The sequence below is a fragment of the Nitratireductor basaltis genome (genome assembly GCF_000733725.1).
Classification (GTDB): Bacteria; Pseudomonadota; Alphaproteobacteria; order Rhizobiales; family Rhizobiaceae; genus Chelativorans; species Chelativorans basaltis.
This window is the reverse complement of sequence record NZ_JMQM01000001.1, coordinates 587,445-601,259: the sequence shown is the minus strand read 5'-3', so window position 1 is coordinate 601,259 and position 13,815 is coordinate 587,445. Positions and strand designations below refer to the sequence as shown.

At 59.7% G+C, this 13,815-nt stretch carries 14 protein-coding genes; 7 read left to right on the top strand and 7 right to left on the bottom strand.

Annotated elements, in window-relative coordinates; all coding sequences use genetic code 11:
- Window positions 1-16 precede the first annotated feature (16 nt).
- A complete protein-coding gene (carA, locus tag EL18_RS02895) occupies window positions 17-1,219 on the top strand; it encodes a glutamine-hydrolyzing carbamoyl-phosphate synthase small subunit (RefSeq protein ID WP_036483830.1) in 1,203 nt (400 codons plus the stop codon).
- 61 nt (window positions 1,220-1,280) lie between these two features.
- Here the strand turns inward: carA and EL18_RS02890 are convergent, their stop codons facing one another.
- From EL18_RS02890 to EL18_RS02875, 4 genes are all read right to left on the bottom strand, one after another.
- Window positions 1,281-2,957: a TadE/TadG family type IV pilus assembly protein gene (locus EL18_RS02890; protein ID WP_244444502.1), complete on the bottom strand. Its 1,677-nt coding sequence runs from the start codon at window positions 2,955-2,957 to the stop codon at window positions 1,281-1,283.
- A 111-nt stretch (window positions 2,958-3,068) separates the two neighbouring features.
- A complete protein-coding gene (locus tag EL18_RS02885; protein WP_036479605.1) occupies window positions 3,069-3,578 on the bottom strand; it encodes a DUF2937 family protein in 510 nt (169 codons plus the stop codon).
- Between the two features lie 39 nt (window positions 3,579-3,617).
- Window positions 3,618-4,529: a KPN_02809 family neutral zinc metallopeptidase gene (gene ypfJ / locus EL18_RS02880; protein ID WP_036479603.1), complete on the bottom strand. Its 912-nt coding sequence runs from the start codon at window positions 4,527-4,529 to the stop codon at window positions 3,618-3,620.
- A 112-nt stretch (window positions 4,530-4,641) separates the two neighbouring features.
- Complete coding sequence (locus EL18_RS02875; RefSeq protein ID WP_051913704.1) at window positions 4,642-5,559, bottom strand: LysR family transcriptional regulator; 918 nt, start codon at window positions 5,557-5,559, stop codon at window positions 4,642-4,644.
- A 119-nt stretch (window positions 5,560-5,678) separates the two neighbouring features.
- Between EL18_RS02875 and EL18_RS02870 the strand changes: the two genes are divergently transcribed.
- Both EL18_RS02870 and carB read left to right on the top strand, forming a co-directional pair.
- A complete protein-coding gene (locus EL18_RS02870) occupies window positions 5,679-5,942 on the top strand; it encodes a hypothetical protein (protein WP_036479601.1) in 264 nt (87 codons plus the stop codon).
- A 274-nt stretch (window positions 5,943-6,216) separates the two neighbouring features.
- Window positions 6,217-9,714, top strand: a complete 3,498-nt coding sequence (gene carB / locus EL18_RS02865) for a carbamoyl-phosphate synthase large subunit (RefSeq protein ID WP_036479599.1) — start codon at window positions 6,217-6,219, stop codon at window positions 9,712-9,714.
- Between the two features lie 37 nt (window positions 9,715-9,751).
- Here the strand turns inward: carB and EL18_RS02860 are convergent, their stop codons facing one another.
- Complete coding sequence (locus tag EL18_RS02860; RefSeq protein WP_036483824.1) at window positions 9,752-10,834, bottom strand: DUF4062 domain-containing protein; 1,083 nt, start codon at window positions 10,832-10,834, stop codon at window positions 9,752-9,754.
- Window positions 10,835-10,922: 88 nt separating this feature from the next.
- On the opposite strand from EL18_RS02860, the gene EL18_RS02855 reads away from it, so the two are divergent.
- From EL18_RS02855 to EL18_RS02840, 4 genes are read left to right on the top strand one after another with little or no spacing between them, the layout of a single operon-like run.
- On the top strand, window positions 10,923-11,117 hold the full coding sequence (locus EL18_RS02855) for a DUF2283 domain-containing protein (protein ID WP_036479597.1): 195 nt from the start codon (window positions 10,923-10,925) through the stop codon (window positions 11,115-11,117).
- On the top strand, window positions 11,114-11,419 hold the full coding sequence (locus EL18_RS02850; RefSeq protein WP_244444501.1) for a type II toxin-antitoxin system HicB family antitoxin: 306 nt from the start codon (window positions 11,114-11,116) through the stop codon (window positions 11,417-11,419). The genes EL18_RS02855 and EL18_RS02850 overlap by 4 nt, the downstream gene beginning before the upstream one ends.
- A 59-nt stretch (window positions 11,420-11,478) precedes the next feature.
- On the top strand, window positions 11,479-11,700 hold the full coding sequence (locus tag EL18_RS02845) for a hypervirulence associated TUDOR domain-containing protein (RefSeq protein WP_036479592.1): 222 nt from the start codon (window positions 11,479-11,481) through the stop codon (window positions 11,698-11,700).
- Entirely contained in the window at window positions 11,697-11,999 is a 303-nt protein-coding gene (locus EL18_RS02840) for a hypothetical protein (protein ID WP_036479590.1), read from the top strand. Before EL18_RS02845 ends, EL18_RS02840 begins: the two co-directional genes overlap by 4 nt.
- A 4-nt stretch (window positions 12,000-12,003) precedes the next feature.
- Here EL18_RS02840 and EL18_RS02835 read toward each other — a convergent pair whose 3' ends face one another.
- Both EL18_RS02835 and EL18_RS02830 read right to left on the bottom strand, forming a co-directional pair.
- The gene (locus tag EL18_RS02835; RefSeq protein ID WP_036479588.1) at window positions 12,004-12,807 is read right to left on the bottom strand and encodes an ABC transporter permease; all 804 of its coding nucleotides are present in this window, start codon (window positions 12,805-12,807) and stop codon (window positions 12,004-12,006) included.
- Window positions 12,804-13,811: a daunorubicin resistance protein DrrA family ABC transporter ATP-binding protein gene (locus EL18_RS02830; RefSeq protein ID WP_036479586.1), complete on the bottom strand. Its 1,008-nt coding sequence runs from the start codon at window positions 13,809-13,811 to the stop codon at window positions 12,804-12,806. The genes EL18_RS02835 and EL18_RS02830 overlap by 4 nt, the downstream gene beginning before the upstream one ends.
- Window positions 13,812-13,815: the final 4 nt, after the last annotated feature.

The window sequence follows — 13,815 nt, the reverse complement described above, 5'->3', positions numbered from 1 at the left end:
TAGCATGGAGATAATGATGGCGACCACAACCGCGCCCTGGGGCGAAACGAAACCGACTGCGCTCTTGGTCCTTGCAGATGGCACGGTGATCGAGGGCAAGGGCTTCGGCGCCACTGGCAGCGCCACCGCTGAAGTGTGCTTCAACACCGCGCTCACGGGATATCAGGAGATCCTGACGGATCCTTCCTACGCAGGCCAGATCGTCACCTTCACCTTTCCCCATATCGGCAATGTGGGCACCAATGAAGAAGACATCGAGGACCTGAACCCCGCCGCTCGCGCGGGCGCCGTCGGCGCCGTGTTTCGAGCGGACATGACCGACCCGTCCAATTTCCGTTCTGCAGAGCATCTCGACGCCTGGCTCAAGCGCCGCGGCATTGTTGCACTTTCCGGCGTGGACACACGCGCCCTCACCGCACTTCTGCGTGAGAAAGGTGCCGCCAATGCCGTGATCGCACATTCGCCTGATGGCAAGTTTGACGTGGAAGCCCTGAAGAAGCAGGCAAGCGAATGGTCGGGCCTGGAAGGCCGCGATCTCGCCCGCGACGTCACATCCGGACAGTCCTCCACCTGGACCGAGACCCCGTGGGTCTGGAACGAGGGCTACGGCGACAACGGCGAGCCCACCGCCCATATCGTTGCCGTCGACTACGGCGTGAAGCGCAACATCCTGCGCCTCATCGCAAGCCTCGGCGCCAAGGTAACGCTCGTACCTGCTACCAGCAGCGCCGATGACGTCCTCGCGCTCAAACCCGATGGCATCTTTCTCTCAAACGGCCCCGGCGATCCGGCGGCAACGGGTGAATATGCGGTTCCGATGATCAAGGAACTTCTGAAGGCGGACATCCCGCTCTTCGGCATCTGCCTTGGCCATCAGCTTCTGGCACTGGCTCTGGGTGCAAAGACGGTGAAGATGCATCAGGGCCACCATGGCGCGAACCACCCGGTCAAGGACCACACCACCGGCAAGGTGGAGATCGTATCCATGAACCATGGCTTCGCGGTCGACAGCAACTCGCTGCCCGAAGGTGTTGAAGAGACTCACGTTTCGCTCTTCGACAATTCCAATTGCGGCATCGCGCTGGTCGGCAAGCCGGTCTTTTCCGTGCAGCATCACCCGGAGGCCTCCCCGGGCCCGCAGGATTCGCACTATCTGTTCCGCCGCTTCATGAATCTTGTGCGCGAGCGCAAGGGCGAACCGGCTCTGGAAGAACGTTGATCCAGAATACGAAAAGGGCGGCTCTCGGGCCGCCCTTCTTGTTTCTGCTGGAGAAAATCGATCAGCTCGAAAGCCGCAGCTTCACGATATCTTCGCCGATACGCTCGAAGACATTCTTCAACTGACTGCGCGACGGCGCGTCGAAGAAGTGGGCGGGTGAGCTTGCACATCGCTGAAGCATGTCACCTGTCGCGCGGTCAGGCTCTTCCAGACGGATCGTGTAGATGATCGTGCCGTCTTCCTTTGCATTGGTGCAGGCTTCAAGCGTTTTGTCATCCATCATCTTGCGGGTAACACCTGATCCGCCGACCACACCGAGCCGCCCCTCCACGAGATAGCCAAAGCTGGAGTAGGAGGATCCGAACGGCCGGGAATTGTTGCCGAAATTGTTGGCCCCGTCGGTGAGGACAACCATGATCTTTTCGACCTTGCCATCAGCGCCCTGCGGGTCGCTGCCCTCGGTGAACGGCTCATGAGGAGAAAGAACGCGCTGTCCCCAGGCCACACCCTCGAGAATGTTTGTCGTGCCGTCTGCCTCGAATTGGCGGACCTTTAGTTTCAGATCCGCATAATTGCTGGTCAATGGCGTCAGCGGCTTGACCGTGCAACGGAAATTCGGGCCCTTTCCGCCAGTATCATCGATCTCCAGGCGACCACCACCGGGAATACCGCGATCATCATCATCATCGTCGTCGCCAAAGCCGAGCCCAAGCCCCAGTAGCAGGTGCCGGGCTTCGTATTTTTCTTCAAGCTTCAGCTTCTTGGTCTTGTCGCTTGCATCGAGCGGGTTAAGCGCGTCAATCAGGCGATTGGCATCGATATAGTTGTTTTCGTAGTAATCTGTGGCCCATCGGCCTTTTCCGAGAGTGTCGTCGGGCTCATCGATCGCGAATGTAGGTGTAAAGTAGCTGTTCTTGTCCTTGCCGGGCTCGGTGTCGTCCACATCGTGTGCGCCCTTGCGTGTGGGGAAGCGCGTCTCCACGCAACCTTTCCATTCTTGGCCAAGGTGATGATAAAGTTCGAAACGGCTGACCTTTGGCAGCAATTCCAGCTGCGGGAAGTCCGCCTTTCCCTTCAGATCCAGCCAAGGCGCACCTGTCTTCTTTTTCATCTTCCCTTTGTCGTCGAACTCGGGCGCATGCTCGGGCCCCACATTGACGAAGGTTGCGAAGGGAACGAGCGAAAATTTCAGCTTCTCCGGATCGCGTACCTGGCTCGACATGTCATCGATCATGCCGGTGACAGCATCCTTCATGCTCTGCAGCTTGCCGCCCCGCATCGAACCGGTCGTGTCGAGCACGAGCGCAACCTCGTAGGAGGCATAGGCAAGATCGGCAGTCGCTGCGGCTCCCACCTTTTGCTTGTCGATCCCGAAGATGCCGCCGAATGAAAGATCCGTATCCACATTGGCCCGCATGCTGACGGATGTGCCTTCGCGCACGATCTCAAGATCGCGATACACGTTCTTGAGATTGCCGGTCATGTAGGCTCGAGCTATTTCGCGCGCCTGTGCGTCACTGATGTCCTCACCCTTCTGCGCCACGGCCAGAACGGCGGCATCAAGTGCCTGCTGCAGTTCTGCCCGCGTTCGGCTCATCGTCGCATAGTCGACGGCCAGCCCGGCAGCACCAACAAGTGGTACCGCAGCTATGGCGGTCATCATGGCGAAGTTGCCCGCACGATCGGAAAGGAAGCTGCGCATCACACGCGTCAAGCTGTATCGAGAAAGTGTTTTCATGGCCCCGCATCTCCTAAGACTACCTCTCAGGCTACAGGGCAGGCCTTAAAAAACCGCTCAATGCGATAGTTAAACTTTTCTGTAGTTCTATTCTATTCGCAGAAGCCCAATCTAAGCTTCTCTGGCATGGAGTTTTCTTCTCTTCTTCCTGAGCGGGAATGCAACCAGTTTGATCAGGCAAAAAGCGGAAACTGCTCCAAGAAATGCCCAGATCAGTCCGTGCGGCGTCAGTGGCACCGCTGGTTCGAAATCTCGCCAGGCATTGTTCATGAGCTTTCGGTCGGGAACCCTTAAAAGTGCGGCAGGCCGGAAAGCCGGTGGCAGCGCGGAAAAATGCTCCGCCTGTTTCTCGAGGCTTTCATGCCGCTCCAGCACCTTCTGCATGGACACGCCCCGGTCACGCAGAAAATTTTCCTGCGAATTCATGTAGAGCTGCAGAGCCTCCTCGCGCTGCAAGCCGTTTTGCGCCGCATCGGCATCGAAACGCTCGACCACCGCACGCATCTCGTCCAATGCGCCATGGAGGCGCTGGCGATACTGCTGCGAGAACTCGGGCGCCTGCGATGTGATACCACCACCGGCAATGGCAGCCGCCAAAGCCACCACACTGCTAGCCTTCATATCGGGCTACTCCCTCGCTGAAGCCCCCCGCACGCGCGATCAGATCGGATTGTTGAATGTGTCGCAAGCCTGCAGCCGCCCGCTTTCAAGTCCGCGCGCAAACCATTCCTTGCGCTGTTCCGATGTGCCGTGGTTGAAGCTCTCCGGCACGACATAACCCTGTGTGCGCCGCTGCAGCGTGTCGTCACCGATCTGGTTCGCCGCATTCAGCGCCTCGTCGATGTCGCCTTCCTCAAGCAGCCCCTTCTGAGCGGTGTAATGCGCCCAGATTCCCGCGAAGCAATCGGCCTGCAACTCCACACGCACCGACATCGCATTGGCTTCGGCCTGGCTCATGCTCCGGCGCATCTGGTTGAACCGCGGCAATATGCCGGTGATGTTCTGCACATGGTGTCCGACCTCATGCGCAACCACATAGGCCTGCGCAAAATCACCCGAAGCACCGAATTTGCGTGCGAGCTGATCGAAGAAGCTGAGATCTAGATAGACCTTGTTGTCACCGGGGCAGTAGAACGGACCGGTTGCAGCCGAGGCGAAGCCACAGGCCGACTGGACCTGATTGGAGAAGAGAACCATGTTCGGTTCTTCGTAATCCATGCCCTGCGACTGGAAGATGCCGTTCCACACATCCTCGGTCTCCGCCAGGACCACGCTTACAAACTGGCCCATCTCGTCATTTGCAGGTGTGGACTGCTGCTGCGTCTGTGTCGGCGCTCCCTGCATGGTGCCCCCGGACAGCATTTCCAGCGGATCGATACCGCAGGCTTTCAGCACGAAGAAAAGCACCACCAGCATAATGATGCCGGAAAACCCGCCACCCGCGCGGCGCGAACCGCCCATGGGAAGCCTTATGCGTCCACCCCGCCCGAGCCCACCGGGAAACATGCCCCCGCCGCTGCGCCCTCTGCGATCCTCGACATTGCTGCTTTGACGGCGGCCTTTCCAGCGCATCGGTTTCTCCTGGTTATCGGTACCCCAGATTAGGGGACATACCGGCTATGAGCCACAAAGAGATTACATCTGTCTGAAGACAAGCTTCTTTATCAAGGCCGGTTCCCGGCAATCATCCCCGCTTGCCCTGCAAATTTACCGTTTCCACCCACGCGCTGTGACGCTTCGCCTGCTCCATGAGCCAGTCCCTCAAGGCTGCAACGGGCGGGCGCATGGGCTGGCGGGCGGTAGAGGAGATGTAGAATGCCTTGCGCCCGGGCATGTCCGGCCCGCAGGGGCGCACGAGCCGGCCGTCTCGCAACATGGCTGCCGCCGTCACGTCGTCACCGATCGCCACGCCCAGCCCGCGCACCGCCGCATCAAGACTTAGATAGGTACGGTGGAAAGTGAGATGGCTCTTGGCATCCTTCACGCTCGCCCCCTTGCGCTTCAACGCCTCATCCCAGGCACTCATGCCGCGGTCATGGATGAGGCGGCAGCAGGTCGGGCCACCCTTTTGCACACGGCTTTCAAGCTGAGGTGCACAAACCGGAAATGACGTGAAATGCAGGAAGAGCTCGCGGGTGAAACCGGAAACATCCAGCGGCCCCCAGGTGATCGCGATGTCCGTATCGGGCGCGATGGTACGCGGCGGTTCGGAGTAGGAGCGCAGCTCAAGCTGGATATCCAGATCATCCAGCGTGTTTTCTTCCAGAAGCGGCATGAGCCACAACAGCGCGAAGTCGGAATCGCATTCCAGCACGACCTTGCCCTTGGCATCGCGCGTGGCCTTGGTGCCGGTTTCGATGGAGATCAGCATCAAGGCATCCGCCACGATCTCTGCATAACGTGACCCCGCGGGCGTCAGCGCCACCTGCCTGTGCCGTCGCTCGAAGAGCTCGATGCCAAGCTCGTCTTCCAGGTTCTTGATGTAGCGGCTGACGGAGGCATGGGTGACATTCAGTTCGTCCGCAGCCCGCGAGAAGCTCTGATGGCGTGCAGCCGCATCAAAGGCACGAACTGCGTTGAGATTTGGAAGCCTGCGTTTCATGGCTTCATGTTAATTCAGATCACACAAGGAGACAAAACTTTTCTATTGTGTACAGGCGCAACTGAACTATATGGAGTGTTAAGCATCGGCCACCGGAAACGGCAGGTACGAGCGAATTCTTGAAAACCAAAATCTGCGCCGATCGGGGCGCGTCATTCACCGGCCTGCTTGAAGCGGGCGGTCGTGTCGCTCCTGCCGGATTCGGCATAGGAGGTTCCATGTCGCACTACACTTTGGGCACGGGGTCGAACCCTCAGCTGCACAAAATCGCCCGCGCGGCCAACAAGGAGCGCTCCGCTGCCTTCCGCGCCGCTTTCACCGGCCTGTCCCGGGCCTTCGCGCGCCTCGCCGCGCCCCGTCGCCTGCCGCAGGCGTCACACTAGCTCCCAAGCTTGGACCGCAAGTTCAAGTGCCGCGCCCGCCGTGCCCCCTGCCCGGCGGGCGCCTTGCGTTTCGGGCCTCCACGAAGCGCGAACCCGAAACAGGCTCCATTGTCCTGTTCATCAAGGACAAAATCCTCATTTTCGGGGTTACGTTTCGCGTTTCCTTTGCCTATAAGGCCCGCCTAGCCTGACAATTCATCCACACGCCTCCGGCCTCCCCGCGCGCCCGCACGGGAGAAGCTTCGGGGCCGCACGCACGAACGGGAATAGTTCCATGCCAAAACGTACCGACATCAAGTCGATCCTGATCATCGGGGCCGGCCCCATCGTCATCGGACAGGCATGCGAGTTTGACTATTCGGGCACACAGGCCGTCAAGGCGCTGAAGGAGGAAGGCTACCGGGTCATCCTGGTCAATTCCAACCCCGCCACCATCATGACGGATCCGGAACTGGCCGACGCCACCTATGTCGAGCCGATCACGCCGGAAGTGGTGGCCAAGATCATCGCCAAGGAGCGCCCCGACGCGCTGCTGCCGACCATGGGCGGCCAGACGGCACTCAACACGGCGCTGTCACTGCGCCGAATGGGTGTGCTGGAACGCTACAATGTCGAGATGATCGGCGCCCAGCCCGACGCCATCGACAAGGCCGAAGACCGCTCGCTCTTCCGCGAGGCCATGGCCAAGATCGGCCTGGAAACTCCGCGCTCCATGCTCGCCAACGCTTCGGACGTGAAGAATGCCGACCGCCAGAAGCATGAGGCACGCCGCAAGGAGCTGAAGGAAAGGCTCTCCGGCAGCGAACTCGACGATGCGCTGGACGAACTGGAAAACGAGTGGAATCTCGGCGAGACCGATCGCAAGCAGCGTTACATGAACCACGCCATGGCTCTTGCCGCCCAGGCGCTGGATTTTGTCGGCCTGCCCGCCATCATCCGCCCCTCCTTCACGCTGGGCGGCACCGGCGGCGGCATTGCCTATAACCGTGAGGAATTCTTCGAGATCGTCCAGTCCGGTCTCGACGCCTCCCCCACCACCGAGGTCCTGATCGAGGAATCGGTTCTGGGCTGGAAGGAATACGAGATGGAGGTCGTGCGCGACCGCGCCGACAACTGCATCATCATCTGCTCCATCGAGAATGTGGACCCGATGGGCGTTCACACCGGCGATTCCATCACCGTCGCGCCAGCACTCACGCTGACCGACAAGGAATACCAGATCATGCGCAACGCCTCGATTGCGGTGCTGCGCGAGATCGGCGTCGAAACCGGCGGCTCCAATGTCCAGTTCGCCGTTAATCCTGAGAATGGCCGTCTCGTCGTCATCGAGATGAACCCGCGCGTTTCCCGCTCCTCCGCCCTTGCCTCCAAGGCAACCGGCTTCCCCATCGCCAAGATCGCGGCGAAGCTTGCCGTTGGCTATACGCTGGACGAGCTTGAAAACGACATCACCGGAGGCGCGACCCCGGCCTCCTTCGAGCCGTCGATCGACTATGTCGTCACCAAAATCCCGCGCTTTGCCTTCGAGAAATTCCCCGGATCGTCCAACACGCTTTCCACCGCCATGAAATCGGTTGGCGAAGTCATGGCTATCGGCCGCACCTTCGCCGAGTCCTTCCAGAAGGCGCTGCGCGGCCTGGAAACCGGCCTCACCGGCCTCGACGAGATCGAGATCCCCGGCTACGAGCCCGATGGCGACCCGTCGGAGAACAAAAACGCCGTTCGCGCTGCACTCGGCACGCCGACGCCTGACCGTCTGCGCATGGTAGCCCAGGCCATCCGCATGGGCTGGTCGCTGGAAGACGTGCACGCAATGTGCCGCATCGACCCGTGGTTCCTGGAGCAGATCGCGGCCATCATCGAGATGGAAAAGCGCGTGCGCGAACACGGTCTCCCGCAGGATGCGGCCAATCTGCGGATGTTGAAGGCCATGGGCTTCTCCGACTCCCGCCTCGCCTCCCTCGCGGGCATCGAAACGGAGAAGGTCGCGGCCCTTCGCGACAAGCTTGACGTTCACCCGGTCTACAAGCGCATCGACACCTGCGCGGCAGAATTCGCCGCGCCCACCGCATATATGTACTCGACCTACGAGACACCCTTCGCAGGCGAACTGGCCGACGAGGCACGCGTTTCCGACCGTAAGAAAGTCGTCATTCTTGGCGGCGGCCCGAACCGTATCGGTCAGGGCATCGAGTTCGACTATTGCTGCTGTCATGCAGCCTTCGCACTGGGTGATGCGGGCTATGAATCCATCATGGTCAACTGCAATCCGGAGACCGTCTCCACCGACTACGACACCTCCGACCGCCTTTATTTCGAGCCGCTGACGCCAGAGGATGTTCTGGAGATCATGAAGGCGGAGCAGAAGGCCGGCACGCTGCACGGCGTCATCGTCCAGTTTGGCGGCCAGACGCCGCTGAAGCTTGCCGACGCGCTTGAAAAGGCAGGCATCCCGATCCTCGGCACCGCACCCGACATGATCGACCTGGCCGAAGACCGCGACCGCTTCCAGAAGCTTCTGACCAAGCTTGGCCTCAAGCAGCCGAAAAACGGCATCGCCTACTCCGTGGAGCAGGCGCGCGTGATCGCCGCCGAACTCGGCTTCCCGCTGGTCGTGCGTCCCTCCTACGTGCTGGGTGGCCGCGCCATGCAGATCGTGCATGACGAGAGCCAGCTCCAGACCTACCTGCTGGACACGGTGCCGGGCCTCGTCACCGAGGAAATCCGCCAGAAATACCCTGCCGACAAGACCGGCCAGATCAACACGCTTCTGTCGAAGAACCCGCTTCTCTTCGACACCTATTTGACCGAAGCCATAGAGGTTGATGTCGACTGCCTTTCCGATGGCGAGAGCACCTATGTCTCGGGCATCATGGAGCATATCGAGGAAGCCGGCATCCACTCCGGCGACAGCGCCTGCTCGCTCCCCGTTCACTCGCTGGAGCCGGAACTGGTGGCCGAACTGGAACGCCAGACGGCAGCCCTTGCCAAGGCGCTCAATGTGGGCGGCCTGATGAATGTCCAGTATGCCGTGAAGAACGGCGAGGTTTACGTTCTCGAAGTGAACCCGCGCGCCTCGCGCACCGTGCCTTTCGTTGCCAAGACCATCGGCCGCCCGATCGCGAAGATCGCGGCCCGCATCATGGCCGGTGAGAAGCTCGACGACGCCTTCAGCCCCTATGGCACGAAGCAGAACGCGCGCGACCTTGGCCATATCGCGGTCAAGGAAGCCGTCTTCCCCTTCGCCCGCTTCCCCGGCGTCGACACGCTGCTTGGACCGGAAATGAAGTCCACTGGCGAGGTCATGGGTCTCGACCGCGACTATGCGCTGGCCTTCGCCAAGGCACAGTTGGGCGCTGGCGTTGACCTGCCGCGTTCCGGCACGGTCTTCGTTGCCGTGCGCGACGACGACAAGCCGCGCGTCCTGCCCGCCGTCAAGCGTCTGGCAGAACTCGGCTTCAAGGTCATGGCCACCTCCGGCACCGCCCGCTTCCTGCGCGAGAACGGTGTTGAGGCTGAAAAGATCAACAAGGTTCTGGAAGGCCGCCCCCATGTGGAAGACGCCATCCGCAACCGCCAGATCCAGCTCGTCTTCAACACAACCGACGGCCAGAAGGCGGTCTCCGACTCCAAGTCCCTGCGCCGCGCAACCCTGATGCAGAAAGTGCCCTACTACACCACCATGGCCGGTGCCGAAGCCGTTGCAGAAGCCATCGCCGCCCTCAAGGCCGGCAGCCTGGAGGTCAGGCCGCTGCAGGGTTATTTTGGGTGAGAATTAACTACCTGAACGCGATGACAAGCATTGTATACTAGAATGGAATATCATCGATATCATAAGCTTCGACAGTCACCTTGACTTCACCATCTATGACGGCGAATTGTGAAGCTGCCCCACAACTAATCCGATGACGTCTTGAGAGTCTTTTCGCGGTTTCGGTGAAAAGACTCTCTTCATCTTCGGTCATCAACCCTATTTCTTGATAGTAGCTCGAGAGGCGTTCAAAAGTTCCTTTACTAATCTTAAATAACTGGCTGGCATCGATAGCAGCAACTTCTCCGGCAAGCGCCGATCCTATAGCGACACAAGAGCCATCCTGATCAATTGTATGATACCAGCTCCCATTCCAATCGTTGGACTGCCACTTTAAGTTCTCGAAGAATATCGGAAAAAACGATACCCATGTACCTTTAAGTTTAAAAGTGGACCCCCTCTTTATTTGACTAAAACCTGAGACTTCCCCTGGAAGTATATCTATCTCTATTTCTTCATCCGCAGCGGGAATTTCAGGAAGAGGGACATAAATCTCAAGCTTTCCCAGAGCTTTTCTGAATTGATCGTTCTCTCTCCTGACTGCATTAAGCTCTTCCAGCGTCTCGATTCTCGCCACCGAGTCACCCCGAACCCAGCCTGTTCTTGGCTTGGTGGCTTTCGCGTAGTCTAGTGCCTCGCGTACCCGTAACTTTAACTCGTCGATAGTCCCCCAGGTTCTGCGTAAGCGGCCGGTTTGCGCTTCGTCGATGAACTGCTTCAGTCGCTTTCGACCCTCATCAGTGTCCTCTGACTTGTCGGCTGAGATTGCACCCAAGTCTTCGTGCAACATTAACAGAATGGGCACCCTCTTTAAGACGGCGTAGCGAAACTCCTTGTGCGTGTAGCTCAAGCCATCTTCAGCAACACTGCCATAGCGTCCTGCTATGATCAGCACGTAATAGTCGCACTGGTCGATTAGTGATTTTATAAAAGCAAACTGGTCCACTTCGGCTGCGGGGAATGACTCCATCTGCACAGGAAAATCTCCAGCGCTAATCACGGTATCTTGAACAGCGCGCCTTTCCTCCCGAAGGTCCTCGAATGTCGAACTTATGAAAACTTGATAACGTTTACTGTGCACAGCACATCCCAGCCTATACAACCCAATTTAGCAATTGTAATAACCGATGCCCGTTTGACAAGTAGAGCAAGAACTTCACGAGGCCGACATGAAACCAGTCATCGAATATGATCCGGCAGCCAACGCGGCCTATATCCGCTTTGCTACGGGCGAAGTTGCTGACAGTGCCGAGGTTTCAGAAGGTATAGTTCTTGATTACGACGAATCCGGCCACATAATCGGCATGGAAGTCTTGGACGCCCGCAAGCACCTACCACCGGAAGCTCTTACGGAAGCCGCGTGAGTGGCCGCTTCATGGTTCGCGCAGTCAAGCGTCACTACATTGCCCTGATCCACAAGGAGCCAGAAAGTGGCTACGGGGTCTCCTTCCCCGATCTCCCGGGCGTCATCGCTGCCGCTTCCAGTTTGGACGAAGCTCTTGTCGAAGCCTCGACTGCATTGGCATTTGCTCTTGCAGACCTGCCAGACGCTCCACAGCCCCGCACCTTGGATACGCTGCGCAATGACCCGCGGTTTCTCGAAGACAGCAAAGACGCCGTTGTAGCTGCCGTCTCACCCGCCCCGCACATCTCCGAAGCCGCATAAACCGGAACCACCCTGCCCCTCGCCGCTTGTTCCTTCACCATCATCGAAAGGAACAACTCATGAGCGCCAAATTCGGCAAGGGCAGCAAGGTTGAATGGGACTGGGGCAACGGCACCGGCACGGGCAAGGTGGCCGAGAGTTTCACCTCCGACGTCACCCGCACAATCAAGGGCAAGGAAATCAAGCGCAAGGCGAGTGATGACGAGCCTGCCTATCTGATCGAGCAGGAGGACGGCGACCGTGTGCTCAAGAGCCATTCCGAGCTGAGGAAGGCGTCATGAGCGGCAACAAGCCTCCGCAATCCGTCGCTGATGCCGCGAACAAGGGTCTTGAACTCAGGCGCACATTCAATCGCGGCGGGACAAGTGTGGGCGTGGCGCGTGCGCGCGACCTGAAGAACCGCCGCAATCTCTCCGACGACACGGTCAAGCGAATGAAGAGCTATTTCGCGCGCCACAAGGTCGACAAGCGTGCGAAGAACTGGGGTGACGAAGACAATCCGTCGGCAGGTTATATTGCCTGGCTCCTGTGGGGTGGCGATGAAGGCCGCGACTGGGTCGACGGCCTTCAGATCGACTGACCCCTCAATCCCGCCGGTAGAGCCACAGCACCACTGGCGCCAGCAGGACCGTCAACGCCGCCGGTGCGGCGAGCGCCAGCAGCACTTCGCCGCTTGTCGCACTTCCTGCCATCAGGCCGCGCAGGGCAGTCGTCATATGCGAGACCGGATTGCGGTCGACGAAGGCCTGCAGCCAGCCCGGCATGGTTTCGGGCTGCACCATGATGTTTGACGCAAAGACCAGCGGGAAGATGAAGGTGAAGCCGATGGTCATCACCGTCATGGGCGTGCGGATGATGAGGCCAAGCGTGATGAAGATCCAGCCGACGCCAAAGCCGATCGCAAAGAGCAGCAGGAAGGAAGCGACCACGCCGACCAGCCCCGCTTCCGGCCGGTAGCCGAGCGCCAGTCCGACGCCGAGGATGATAAGCCCGGCAATGAAGTGGCGCAGGACATCACCCACCATCAGCCCCGCAAAGGGCGACAGCGACCAGATCGGCAGCGAACGGAAGCGCTCGAAAAGGCCCTTGGACAGGTCGGTCGAAAGCCCCATGCCCGAATAGACGGAGTTGAACACCACCGTCTGGACCAGAATGCCCGGCAGGAAGAATTGCAGATAGTCGTCGGGCGATCCCGCCAGCGCACCGCCGAAAACAAAGGTGAAGAGTAGCGTGAACATGAGCGGCGTCATGATGAGATCGAAAAGCTGCTCGGGCACGTGGCGGAATTTCAGGACCGCCCGCCAGCCGAAAGTCAGCGCATTGGAAAAGGCGGAGGGGCGCGGCGGGCGGGTGGCCGTCAGTACGGATGCGGGGTCGATCACGCTCATTGGGCGGCCTCCTTTGGCACTTCTTCTTCCAGAGGCTGGCCGGTCAGGGCGAAGAACACCTCGTCAAGGCTGGGTGAGCCCATGGAGAAATCCGCAAGCTCTATGCCGGCCGTCCTCAGCGCAGACAAGGCCTCGCTCGCCTGCCCGGCACTTGCGGCAATGACGGAGAGTTCAGCCCCTTCAGGGCTGCGCTGAACCGGGTTGCCCAGCAGGCTCTCAAGTGTGCGCGCGGCCTCATCGAGCCGTGTCTGATCATGCAGCGTGACATGCAGGAAGCCCGAACCGATCTGCGCCTTCAACTCCCGGCTCGTGCCCTCGGCAATCTTGCGCCCGCGGTCGATGACCGCAATCCGCGAGGCAAGCTGGTCGGCTTCTTCCAGATATTGCGTTGTCAAAAGAATGGTCACGCCCGCATCGGCCAGTTGCCGGATCATCTGCCACACGCCTTGGCGCGCCTTGGGATCAAGCCCCGTGGTCGGCTCGTCGAGAAACAGGATACCCGGTGTCACGACAAGCGAGGCCGCAATATCAAGCCTCCGCCGCATGCCGCCTGAATAGGATTTTACCTGCTTGTTGCGCGCATCATGGAGCTCGAACGCATGAAGCAGATCATCCGCCCGCCGTTTGGCCTCCCTCCCGCGAAAGCCCCACAGACGCGCGATCATGATGAGGTTTTCCCGCCCCGTCAGATCCTCGTCAAGCGAGGCAAACTGGCCTGTCAGGGCAATCGCACCGCGAACCGCCTGCGGATCGCTGGCAAGATCATGACCAAACACCCGCGCTTCACCATCATCGGCGCGCGTCAGCGTGGCGAGTACGCGGATCAGTGTCGTCTTGCCAGCGCCATTCGGCCCGAGTACGGCGAAAATGGTGCCCCGTTCGACATCCAGATCGATGCCGTCCAGCGCCTTGGTGTCCTTGTAGTGCTTCCTCAGCCCTCGCACTGAAATTGCAAGCGGCCTGTGTTCGGCAGTCATCACTGCCATCGGTGCGGCATCATTCATGACG

Excerpts from the sequence above, each read along its gene's own strand:
- ypfJ (WP_036479603.1), bottom strand. The coding sequence starts at position 4,529 with ATGCGCTGGAAAGGCCGCCGTCAAAGCAGCAATGTCGAGGATCGCAGA.
- carB (WP_036479599.1), top strand. The coding sequence starts at position 6,217 with ATGCCAAAACGTACCGACATCAAGTCGATCCTGATCATCGGGGCCGGC.
- EL18_RS02845 (WP_036479592.1), top strand. The coding sequence starts at position 11,479 with ATGAGCGCCAAATTCGGCAAGGGCAGCAAGGTTGAATGGGACTGGGGC.
- EL18_RS02890 (WP_244444502.1), bottom strand. The coding sequence starts at position 2,957 with ATGAAAACACTTTCTCGATACAGCTTGACGCGTGTGATGCGCAGCTTC.
- EL18_RS02875 (WP_051913704.1), bottom strand. The coding sequence starts at position 5,559 with ATGAAACGCAGGCTTCCAAATCTCAACGCAGTTCGTGCCTTTGATGCG.
- EL18_RS02835 (WP_036479588.1), bottom strand. The coding sequence starts at position 12,807 with ATGAGCGTGATCGACCCCGCATCCGTACTGACGGCCACCCGCCCGCCG.
- EL18_RS02855 (WP_036479597.1), top strand. The coding sequence starts at position 10,923 with ATGAAACCAGTCATCGAATATGATCCGGCAGCCAACGCGGCCTATATC.
- EL18_RS02840 (WP_036479590.1), top strand. The coding sequence starts at position 11,697 with ATGAGCGGCAACAAGCCTCCGCAATCCGTCGCTGATGCCGCGAACAAG.
- EL18_RS02885 (WP_036479605.1), bottom strand. The coding sequence starts at position 3,578 with ATGAAGGCTAGCAGTGTGGTGGCTTTGGCGGCTGCCATTGCCGGTGGT.
- EL18_RS02830 (WP_036479586.1), bottom strand. The coding sequence starts at position 13,811 with ATGAATGATGCCGCACCGATGGCAGTGATGACTGCCGAACACAGGCCG.
- carA (WP_036483830.1), top strand. The coding sequence starts at position 17 with ATGGCGACCACAACCGCGCCCTGGGGCGAAACGAAACCGACTGCGCTC.